General features: G+C 32.1%; 11 protein-coding genes. 6 read left to right on the top strand and 5 right to left on the bottom strand.

From position 1 onward, the window contains the following. Positions 1–180: 180 nt before the first annotated feature. Positions 181–837: a GNAT family N-acetyltransferase gene (locus LQ609_RS12450; RefSeq protein ID WP_208144309.1), complete on the top strand. Its 657-nt coding sequence runs from the start codon at positions 181–183 to the stop codon at positions 835–837. Positions 838–1261: 424 nt separating this feature from the next. Here LQ609_RS12450 and LQ609_RS12445 read toward each other — a convergent pair whose 3' ends face one another. Next, entirely contained in the window at positions 1262–2299 is a 1038-nt protein-coding gene (locus tag LQ609_RS12445) for an NAD(P)H-dependent flavin oxidoreductase (protein ID WP_239734837.1), read from the bottom strand. A 101-nt stretch (positions 2300–2400) separates the two neighbouring features. Here LQ609_RS12445 and LQ609_RS12440 point away from each other — a divergent pair, with 101 nt between their 5' ends. The 5 genes from LQ609_RS12440 to coaA all read left to right on the top strand — a co-directional run bounded on the left by LQ609_RS12440 (position 2401) and on the right by coaA (position 7943). Then, positions 2401–3060, top strand: coding sequence for a nitroreductase family protein (locus LQ609_RS12440; protein ID WP_078357144.1), 660 nt, complete (start codon positions 2401–2403; stop codon positions 3058–3060). A gap of 197 nt (positions 3061–3257) precedes the next feature. Beyond that, positions 3258–4598, top strand: coding sequence for a sodium-dependent transporter (locus tag LQ609_RS12435; protein WP_107509086.1), 1341 nt, complete (start codon positions 3258–3260; stop codon positions 4596–4598). Positions 4599–4959: 361 nt separating this feature from the next. Beyond that, the gene (locus tag LQ609_RS12430) at positions 4960–5910 is read left to right on the top strand and encodes a hypothetical protein (RefSeq protein ID WP_239734836.1); all 951 of its coding nucleotides are present in this window, start codon (positions 4960–4962) and stop codon (positions 5908–5910) included. 159 nt (positions 5911–6069) lie between these two features. Further along, positions 6070–6891, top strand: coding sequence for a prolyl oligopeptidase family serine peptidase (locus LQ609_RS12425; protein WP_239734835.1), 822 nt, complete (start codon positions 6070–6072; stop codon positions 6889–6891). A 149-nt stretch (positions 6892–7040) separates the two neighbouring features. Next, positions 7041–7943, top strand: coding sequence for a type I pantothenate kinase (gene coaA / locus LQ609_RS12420; RefSeq protein WP_078357148.1), 903 nt, complete (start codon positions 7041–7043; stop codon positions 7941–7943). Positions 7944–8015: 72 nt separating this feature from the next. On the opposite strand, the gene LQ609_RS12415 is transcribed toward coaA, so the two are convergent. The 4 genes from LQ609_RS12415 to rpsF all read right to left on the bottom strand — a co-directional run bounded on the left by LQ609_RS12415 (position 8016) and on the right by rpsF (position 9617). Continuing rightward, complete coding sequence (locus LQ609_RS12415) at positions 8016–8306, bottom strand: hypothetical protein (protein WP_239734834.1); 291 nt, start codon at positions 8304–8306, stop codon at positions 8016–8018. A gap of 157 nt (positions 8307–8463) precedes the next feature. Next, positions 8464–8706 carry a 30S ribosomal protein S18 gene (gene rpsR / locus LQ609_RS12410; RefSeq protein WP_078357163.1) on the bottom strand — a complete coding sequence of 81 codons (243 nt, stop codon included), beginning with the start codon at positions 8704–8706 and terminating at the stop codon, positions 8464–8466. A gap of 57 nt (positions 8707–8763) precedes the next feature. Further along, positions 8764–9294, bottom strand: a complete 531-nt coding sequence (gene ssb, locus LQ609_RS12405) for a single-stranded DNA-binding protein (protein WP_078357164.1) — start codon at positions 9292–9294, stop codon at positions 8764–8766. A gap of 29 nt (positions 9295–9323) precedes the next feature. Then, positions 9324–9617 (bottom strand): 30S ribosomal protein S6, encoded by a 294-nt coding sequence (gene rpsF / locus LQ609_RS12400; RefSeq protein ID WP_078357165.1) that lies wholly within the window; start codon positions 9615–9617, stop codon positions 9324–9326. Between the last annotated feature and the right edge of the window lie 445 nt (positions 9618–10062).

Raw genomic sequence — 10062 nt, 5'->3', positions numbered from 1 at the left:
GTAGATTTTATAAATAAAGAAAAAAGAGCTAATCCGAAAATATGGATTAGCTCTTTTTATTTGAGAATGGGTATTTATGTCCCAGCCTCTTATTTTTTATTATCATCACAGTTGAATTCTACCTCTATTAATATCTTATGTTATAATATTAGAAAATATTGATTTGAGGGGTTCATAACTATGAATTTTGAAGTTGTAACATCTATCGATGATCCATTATTTAAAAAGTCTTTAGAAATGTACGAAGAAATTTTCAAAGCTGAAGTAAGAGAAGATCGTCACGTCTTTATTCACTCATTAACATCTGAACATATTAAAAAGCATTATATATTTTTAGTTGGTTTAATTGATGATACAGTTGTTAGTTTATCTACAGGACACTATGAACCTACTACCAACTCAGCTTTTATCATTTATTTAATGACACACCCTGAATACCGTAATCAACGTGTCGGTGCACAAACTCTAGAAAAAACTGAAGAAGCACTACATAAACATGCTCAGAACGTTCATGGAAGAGACGCTAACATGATTATGTTAGAATCATTTGGAGCAGATTCATACGATGATCAAAGTAAAAAAGATCTTGCCATTTTAAGAAATAATTTCTTTAGTAGACATGGTTATGAAATTCAACAAGATATACCCTATATACAACCAAATCCACAAAAATCTTTACCACCAACACCGATAGACTTATACATTAAACAATACTTACCACTTCAAAAAGATGTAATATCACCAAGTATTCGTTCATGTTATATTAATAAATATATTCATGGAAATGAAAATGATAGAGAATTTGTATATGAACTATTGGATTCAATGGAATTATAATAATTAAACAAGAATCCTAGGACATAAATTAGAATTTTTGAAAGAATGAAATAAGTTGTAGATTAAGTCGGCAGTTAATCGAAGAGTTTAGCTAAGTTGTAGATTAAGTCGACAGTTAATCGAAGAGTTCGGCTAAGTTGTAGATTAAGTCGGCAGTTAATCTAAGAGATTAGCCAAGTTGTAGATTAATTAGGGAGTTAATCGAAGAGTTCGGTCAAGTTGTAGATTAAGTCGACAGTTAATCGAAGAGATTAGCCAAGTTGTAGATTAAGTCGACAGTTAATCGAAGACATACCCAAAATCAACACCATACAACGAAAAAATTCTGGGACATAAATGATTTTCATAAAAAATAAGAGCAGAAATTCATTATTAAAATGAATTTCTGCTCTTATTAAATTTTTAGGACATTTAAGATACAACCTTATTCTATATAATATCTCTTCATTAACTCAGCTACTGTTTCATCTTTTGCACCTTCTGGATGCGTGCCACACCAAAGATTCATATAGTCTGGATTTTCTAATTTTTTAGACTGCCCTCTCATTGGTTGTGTTAATTTATTTTGAATTGGATATGAGCAGATGCTTTCTTTAAATTGTTTCATATACTTTATATAAGTATTGTTTATACCATTTGCATAACGACCACTAAAGGTATTCGTCAAAGTTATTTCTTCAGACTTTGCTTTTAAAATACTTTCTTTATGAACATTTGGCGCACCACTTTCTTTTGTAGTTAAGAATGCTGTTCCAAGTTGTACGGCTGCCGCACCTTTTTCAATATAATATTTAGCCTGTTCAGGTGTTGTAATTCCTCCTGCTACTACTAGCGGCAAATTCACTTTGTTGTAAGTTTGATTGAATAATTCTTCCAACGTTAATCGGACATAAGGGAGTTCTTGTTTAAACGAACCTCTATGACCACCCGCTTCACTTCCTTGTAATACTATTGCGTCTACACCTATATCTTCTAGAGCTTTTACTTCTTCAAAGTTGGTTCCTGTACCTATCACGATTATATGATGCTGATGTAATTTTTGAACAAGATTTTGTGAAGGTTTCCCAAAAGTAAAACTAACAATTTCTACATTTTTCTCAATAATTATGTCTATCATTTCATCAAAATTATCCTCTATTGAAACTTCATTCACTCGTTCGTAGTTTAATTTTTCTGCTATAGGTTTCAATAGATTATTCATATTATCTATTTTTTCTTGATTTATTTCAGGAAATTCTGGCACGAATAAATTTACACCAAATGGATTTTGTGTCATTTCCCTAATTTGATCAATATCTTTGGCAAGTGTTTCTGGTGTCATATAGCCTGCACCAATTTGTCCAAGCCCTCCTTCATTGCTAACAGCAGCAACTAAATTAGGTGTCGTCACTCCACCAGCCATTCCTGCTAAAAATATTGGTTTAGTTATTTGTAAACGCGACAATACTGTATTCGTTTCCATTTTCAAAACCTCCAAAATAAATTTTGAACCGTAAGCTAATTATTTTGTTTTTCCTAATAATTAGTGCATTATAATGACATCATACTAAAAGGAGAACTAAAATGACACACTCAAAACTTTCATTAACTGAAATTATAAATAAAAGAAAATCAGTTAAAGAATTCGATCCAAACTTTAAAATTCCTAGAGAAGAAATGACAGAAATGATAGAACTTGCAACTAAAGCCCCATCTTCAATTAATCTTCAACCTTGGCGCTTCGTTGTAATTGATTCTGAAGAAACGAAACAAAAATTAGACCACCTTGTACAATTCAACCAAAGACAATTACACTCTTCAAGTGCAATTATTCTTGTTCTTGCAGATTTGAAACACGCTGAATATGTAAGTGACATTTATGAGAAAAATGTTGAACTTGGTTATATGGATGAAAACTCTAAAGATTACTTCATTGAAACTATTTCTAATTTAATTAGTAGTGCTGATGAAAGTTACTTTAACGCACAAGGATTAATGGATGCTAACTTAGCTTCAATGCAATTAATGTTGATCGCTACAGACCATGGCTATGATACAAATCCAATTGGTGGATTCGATAAAACAGCTGTACTAGAAGCTTTAAACATTGATACTTCAAGATATGTTCCAGCTCACTTAATCGCAATTGGTAAAGGTGTTAAAGCACCTCATGACTCAAGTAGATTACCTGTAGAAAGCGTACTTGCTTGGAATGACGAAAGTAACGGTACTATCGGTCAATAAATAAATTTATCAAATTTTAATTAAGACACCTACTGTCAATTTAATATTTTGAGGCTGAGATAATTAATTGTCTCAGCCTCATTTTTCATATTGCATTCGACACCATTATCGTGTAAAATTCATGTCTATGAGTTTTATTTTTTTACTTAAAAGCTTTACCGCTTTAAAGTATTCATATAGTAAGGGAAGGAATTAAAATGAAAAATTTATCGCAATGGTCATCAAATATTGGCTTTATTTTAGCCAGTGCCGGTTCTGCAATTGGACTAGGTGCAGTTTGGAAGTTTCCATATATGGCTGGTACTTATGGTGGTGGCGCATTTTTATTAATATTTATTATATTTACACTGCTCGTTGGCTTACCTTTACTTTTAAGTGAGTTTGTTTTGGGACGCTATGGTAGAACATATTCAACCAATATCTTCAAAAAAGTATCTGGGAAATCATCATTTAATTTAATAGGATGGCTCGGGAATTTAACAGTATTCGTATTGTTTTCATTCTATAGTGTTATTGGTGGTTGGATTATTCTATATATTATACGTACCTTATTAGATAGCTTTGGATTAACACAATCCCATGATTACGGTAATATTTTTACTGATTACATCTCTAACCCATTATACTCGTTAGCTAGTCAATTCGCGTTTATACTCTTTACTGTCGTTATTGTAAGTAAAGGTGTCGAAAAAGGGATTGAAAAAGCATCAAAAATAATGATGCCACTGTTATTTATATCTTTTGTCATCATTATTATTAGATCAGTAACATTAGACGGTGCAGTTGAAGGTATTCAATATTTCCTACAACCAAAAATTTCAGATTTAAGCTCTGAAGGTATACTATATGCATTAGGACAATCATTCTTCGCTTTATCACTTGGTACATGTGGAATGATGACTTACGCTTCTTATTTAAATCGCAAGACCAATATCGTAAAAAGTGCTAGCGCCATTGTATGGATGAACATTGCAGTATCTATAGCAGCAGGTTTAGCAATATTCCCTGCAATATTTGCTTTCGGTTTAGAACCAAATCAAGGACCAGGATTATTGTTTATTGTTCTTCCTCAAGTATTTGATCAAATGTTTATAGGACAATTATTCTATCTGCTATTTTTAATATTATTCTTGTTTGCAGCAATTACATCTTCAATTTCATTATTAGAATTGAATATATCTAACATTACTAAAAATAATAACGATAATAGAAAAAAATGGTCATATATTATTGGTAGCTTAGTATTTGTATTCGGTATCCCTTCTGCATTATCAAACGGTGTGTTACAAAACTTCACATTTGGTGTTGGAACATTCTTTGATAATATGGATTACCTAGTCGCAAACGTATTAATGCCTATCGGTGCATTAGGTGTTACAATCTTTGTCGGACATATCTTTAATAAAGAGACAATTTTGAAAGAACTTAATATGAGTGATACTAAAAAAGGCAGAATATTCGTCAACGTTTGGTATTTCTTAGTTAAATTTGTTCTTCCAATCATTATCATCGCAGTATTTATCGGGCAATTATTATAAATTATTAAAATAGTGAGGTTGGGACAAAAATACCCATTCTCAAATAAAGAGAGCTTATCCATCATTTTCGGATTAGCTCTCTTTATTTATAAAATTTAATTAATAACCACAAAAAATGATACTGCTCATTTTGTTACAATAATCCTAACCATTAACAAGGAGCTGAAACTAATCACAAATTTTCAGATTTCATAAATAATGACATATTTCTTATTTGTATATAATACTTTCTATAATTAATACAACAAATACTTGAACTTTATCTTAATTACATGTAATGTAATAAGGGAAGTGTGACGGTTGTCTACCCACAGACAACCCTACCTATAAAACTACTGTCAAACAAAGGATGATTTATACCATGTTAACTAAAGAATTCTCAGCTAAGGTCGGTCTTAGTGAAAAGCAAGTCAGAAAAATCGTACAGCACTTAGAAGATAGAGGATATCAACTTTCTAAGACAGAATACCGTGGAAGAGAAGCAACTGACTTCCAAGAAGAAGATATTGAACTATTCCAAGAAATAGCTGAAAAGGTCAAAGAAACTAACAGTTATGATCAAGCTTTCGAAACGCTTGAACAAGAAAAAGACTTCTTACAAGTTCTAGTTAAAGACGAGCCAGCCAATCAAACACCTGAGCTACAACATTTAATCGAAGAATTAAGATTAGAAGTTCAACATATGCGTAGAGAAAGACAAATGTTAGGAGAAATGTTACAACAAGTACATATCCAACAACAAAAATTGGAACAAACGTTAGCTTTACAAGCTCCTGAACAAACTTCACAAGCTACAGAAACTAAAGTTGGAGCAAGTACAACAGAAAAGGCTAACAGTGCTGAAGAAGTAACAGCAGATAAAGCTACTAAAGAAACTGTTGATAGCAAAGAAGATACTAAATTAAACGAAGATACACCTAATACTGAACTTAAAGAACAAGAGAAACCAACTGTGGCTAAATCAGAAGATAAAGCTTCAGCTGTTAAAACTGAGCCTACAACTACTTCAGACAAGAAAGACGTAGAAAAAGAAGAAGTTAAAGTAGAAAATAAAGAAGTTACTGCTGATAAAAATCAAACTACAAATGATATTGCTAAAAAGGACATTACTAATAAAGATGTTCCTAAAGAAGATAAAGCAGAATCACCAGTTACTCAAGATGCAGTAAATAAAGAAGCTGCAACTGATACTACTAAAGAAGAAAAAGAAGAAACTACATCTACTCAAGTTGTAACTAATTTAGAAAATAATGAACAAACTGAAGAAGAACCAAAGAAAAAAGGATTCTTCCAAAGATTATTCAATATTTAATCCAATAAAAGGGAGTTTGGACATTAATGTTCAAACTCCCTTTTTGTTAAGTTTTTGTAAATTTCCACTATATAATTGTTAAATGCAACTTTACTTTGTTATATTGAAATTTATATTAACTCGTTTAATTAACATTAACAATTGGGAGTGTTTCACATTATGGAAACATTAAATTACGAAGATATTAATACTAAATCGTTATGGAAACATAACAATCAAGTTGTAAAAATTATAAAAGAAGATTTAGATTTTTACATCAAATTAAACCTTAAAGAGAACAACGATAAATTAGTTGTATTTTCAAATGGCGCTTATGACCCTGCTAAAAGTAATCCACCTGTTTTTATGAGAAGTAAATGGCATGAAGACTTTAATGCAAATTGCTTGTATATAGACGATCGAACGATTCATAACACGCAATTAAGATTAGGTTGGGGTGTAGGTACTAAAGAACGTCATTATCTAAGGGACTATTCTGAGATTGCCAAAACAATTACAGACCAACTCAATATAGAGAATAACAAAGTCGTCTATTGTGGTTCATCTGCAGGTGGATTTATGTCGATGTATCTTGCTACTTTACACAAAGAATCTACTGCAGTTGTAAATAATCCACAATGTTATGTTGATCGATATGACAAAACAAATGTCGAGAAACTATATAAAAACATATTCCCTGATTACTCAAGAGACAACATAAAAAAACAATTTGCAGTTAGAATATCTATTACAAGTCTTTTCAGAATTCAAAAGTACGTACCAAAGATTTACTATATACAGAACAGATTATGTAAGACAGATATGAATAGACACTACACGCCATTCTGTAGTTTTCTAGATAAATATAATATCAATAGTACCAATATTAAATTTATCCTCTATAACAATAAAAAAATGGGTCACAACCCTATATCTCGAGAGTCCACAGTAGATTTTGTTAATCAAGTATTAGAGGACAGAATAGCAATGTCAGGTTTTTAAGTAAAAGTCCTTAGGAATATATCCTGAGGGCTTTTTTTAGGCTTTTGAAAAGAATTTTAAAAATTAATAAAGCACTTTCATTAACTTTTATGTTACCCTATACGAGTACTGTAAAAAACTGATAAACTCTTATAGCAAAGGAACTCATTATGAAATTCACAAAAGAAGAATGGCGAAATACAAATTTTAAATTAGATATGGATACGAGTCATTTAAATTTAGAAGAAATCATCAGTCTAAATGATTACTTAACAAACTCTGAAATTAATGAAGTTTATTTGCCACTCATTAACTTTTTAACTAACAAAGTTAAATTCCATAAAGATTATTCATCGGATATAAACAACAAATTACAGAACAGAAATAATACTACACCATTTATCATCGGTATTTCAGGTGGTGTTTCTGTAGGAAAAAGTACAGTATCAAGACTGCTCTTAAACCTACTTCAAGAGTACAATACAGACTGGAAAGTCGATCTTATCACTACAGATGGTTATATTATGCCTAAACAAGAATTGATTGATAAAGATTTACTTTCTAAAAAAGGCTTCCCTGAAAGTTATGACACTAAAACATTAATCAGTCATTTAAAACAAATAAAAAACAATGAAAGAAATATACCAACTTACACATACTCTCATATCACTTATGATCGACTTAAAGATCAATATCACAACATAGATTGTCCTGACATCCTTATCATAGAAGGCGTGAACATATTCCAAGTAAGCCCACATGAAGAAGAACTTGTAAGTGATTATATCGACTACAAAATATATTTAGACACAACAATAGAAAATATGAAAAAATGGTATATCAATCGCTTCTTACTCTTGCAAGAAGAAGCCTTCCAGAAGCCAGACTCACATTTCTATAAATATCGAGACATCCCGCAAGACGAAGCCATCACGATAGCAAAAGACCTCTGGGACAATATAAACGAAGTCAATCTGATAAAAAATATTTTACCAACCAAAAACAGATCAGATCTAGTACTCTATAAAAATCACGATCACGTAATTGAGCAGTTGAAGTTTAATAAATTTTAGATGAGAAACCAACAATATCCCTCTAGCCTGAGAGCTAGAGGGTTTTGTTATATGTTATATATTATTGTTCTTTTATTCCTCTTTTTTAAAGTCTTTTCTTAAACGTTCTTTGGTCGCTTCTACACGTTTTTCTTTTGCTTTATCATCTTTATTCCGTTTCTCATACATTTCGGCGTCTTCATTCCAACGTTCTGATAATGATTTGTTTTTCTGATATGCAATTTCGTTGTCTATGCGTATACGTTCATTCATTGTTAAAGGTTTTCCCTTGCCTTCTCGTATGCCTTTAAGTGTTGACGCTCTTGTTTCTGCTCGATACTTTTCAAGTCCTGCGTCGACTTCTGCTTTTGTTCTTTTAGTCATTAAGCAACAACTCCATTTTGTTGAATTTATTTATATATACCCTTTCGAAAGCATTTTGTACCTATATAGTAACATTTACTATGTGGATTCTCCCTAATTTCAGACACAAAAAAACCCTCTAGCCTGATTGCTAGAGGGTTTTGCTATACGTTATATATTATTGTTCTTCTTTAACGTATGGTAATAAAGCCATGTGACGTGAACGTTTAATAGCTATAGTAAGCAAACGTTGGTATTTCGCTGAAGTACCAGTTACACGACGTGGTAAAATTTTACCTCTTTCTGAGATAAACTTTTTAAGTAAATCAGTATCTTTGTAGTCGATATGTGTAATACCGTTTGCTGTGAAATAACAAACTTTTTTACGACGACGACCACCTCTTCTTGGTCCACCTGCCATGATTGTGTTCCTCCCTTCTTTTTAAATTTTTTTATTTATATTCGTTTCAATCAACTATTAGAACGGCAAATCATCATCACTGATATCAATTGGTCCATTAGCATTCGCAAATGGGTTACTTGATTGTTGATTATTGTTTGACTGTTGATTTGAAGGTGCTTTTTGTCCTTGTTGTTGGTTACCACCAAAGTCTTGTCCATAATTTTGGAACTCGTTATTATTTTGGTTATATGATTGGTTATCATTACCAGATTGACGTTGATTTGCGCCTTTAGGTTCAAGGAATTGAACACTGTCACAAACAACTTCAGTTACATAAACACGACGACCTTCTTGGTTCTCGTAGCTACGAGATTGTAGACGACCTTCAACACCTGCAAGACTACCTTTAGATAAGTAATTGTTTACATTCTCTGCGGGACGTCTAAATACAACACAGTTGATAAAGTCAGCTTCTCTTTCACCTTGCTGATTCGTAAAAGTACGATTGATAGCTAAGGTAAAAGTAGCAACTTGAACGCCTGAGGGTGTTACTCTGTATTCCGGATCTTTAGTTAATCGACCGACTAATACAACACGATTAATCATTTAATCTCCCCCATATCTTAAAAGTTAAATTATTTTTCTTCTTCACGTACAACGATGTGACGAATGATATCATCAGTGATTTTCGCTAAACGATCGAATTCGCTGATTGATTCGTCATTTTCAGACTTAACTCTAACGATATTGTAGAAACCTTCAGTGAAGTCTTGGATTTCATAAGCTAAACGACGTTTACCCCAATCCTTTTCTTCGACGATTTCTGAACCGTTTGAAGCTAAGATTCCTTTAAAACGTTCAACGACAGCTTTTCTAGCTTCGTCTTCGATATTTGGACGTACTACGTACATTACTTCATATGTTCTCATCAATTTACACCTCCTTGTGGTCTATGCGGCCTAATAACTTAGTATTAAGCAAGGAATAATTTTCATTACTCACAATCAAGAATTATAGCATAGAGTATTACTTTTTACAATGTTTTTTAGTCAATACTGCAACTATTAAGTAGTGACTATATCATTTAAAATATAAATGGTTTTAACACGCCTTCTGAGTACATGCTTTTAGAGGGTCAGTAAAAGCAGAAATTCAATCAAATCGCACGAAGACTTCAGAGATATCGTGCGATTCAAGCAAAATCCAATCAAAACGCACGAAGACTTCAGAGATATCGTGCGATTCAAACGAAATCCAACCAAAACGCACGAAGACTTCAAAGTTATCGTGCGATTCAAACGAAATCCAACCAAAACGCACGAAGACTTCAAAGTTATCGTGCGATTCAAGCGAAATTCAGTCATATCGCACGAA

Origin of the sequence: Mammaliicoccus sp. G-M28, from assembly GCF_022386595.1 — a bacterium.
GTDB lineage: Bacteria > Bacillota > Bacilli > Staphylococcales > Staphylococcaceae > Mammaliicoccus > Mammaliicoccus fleurettii.
This window is presented reverse-complemented; position numbering and strand designations above follow the sequence as displayed.

What these genes read in the sequence shown, in the direction of transcription:
- coaA (WP_078357148.1), top strand. Translation starts at nt 7,041, where the DNA reads ATGAAATTCACAAAAGAAGAATGGCGAAATACAAATTTTAAATTAGAT.
- LQ609_RS12435 (WP_107509086.1), top strand. Translation starts at nt 3,258, where the DNA reads ATGAAAAATTTATCGCAATGGTCATCAAATATTGGCTTTATTTTAGCC.
- LQ609_RS12450 (WP_208144309.1), top strand. Translation starts at nt 181, where the DNA reads ATGAATTTTGAAGTTGTAACATCTATCGATGATCCATTATTTAAAAAG.
- LQ609_RS12430 (WP_239734836.1), top strand. Translation starts at nt 4,960, where the DNA reads ATGTTAACTAAAGAATTCTCAGCTAAGGTCGGTCTTAGTGAAAAGCAA.
- LQ609_RS12445 (WP_239734837.1), bottom strand. Translation starts at nt 2,299, where the DNA reads ATGGAAACGAATACAGTATTGTCGCGTTTACAAATAACTAAACCAATA.
- ssb (WP_078357164.1), bottom strand. Translation starts at nt 9,294, where the DNA reads ATGATTAATCGTGTTGTATTAGTCGGTCGATTAACTAAAGATCCGGAA.
- LQ609_RS12415 (WP_239734834.1), bottom strand. Translation starts at nt 8,306, where the DNA reads ATGACTAAAAGAACAAAAGCAGAAGTCGACGCAGGACTTGAAAAGTAT.
- rpsF (WP_078357165.1), bottom strand. Translation starts at nt 9,617, where the DNA reads ATGAGAACATATGAAGTAATGTACGTAGTACGTCCAAATATCGAAGAC.
- LQ609_RS12425 (WP_239734835.1), top strand. Translation starts at nt 6,070, where the DNA reads ATGGAAACATTAAATTACGAAGATATTAATACTAAATCGTTATGGAAA.
- rpsR (WP_078357163.1), bottom strand. Translation starts at nt 8,706, where the DNA reads ATGGCAGGTGGACCAAGAAGAGGTGGTCGTCGTCGTAAAAAAGTTTGT.
- LQ609_RS12440 (WP_078357144.1), top strand. Translation starts at nt 2,401, where the DNA reads ATGACACACTCAAAACTTTCATTAACTGAAATTATAAATAAAAGAAAA.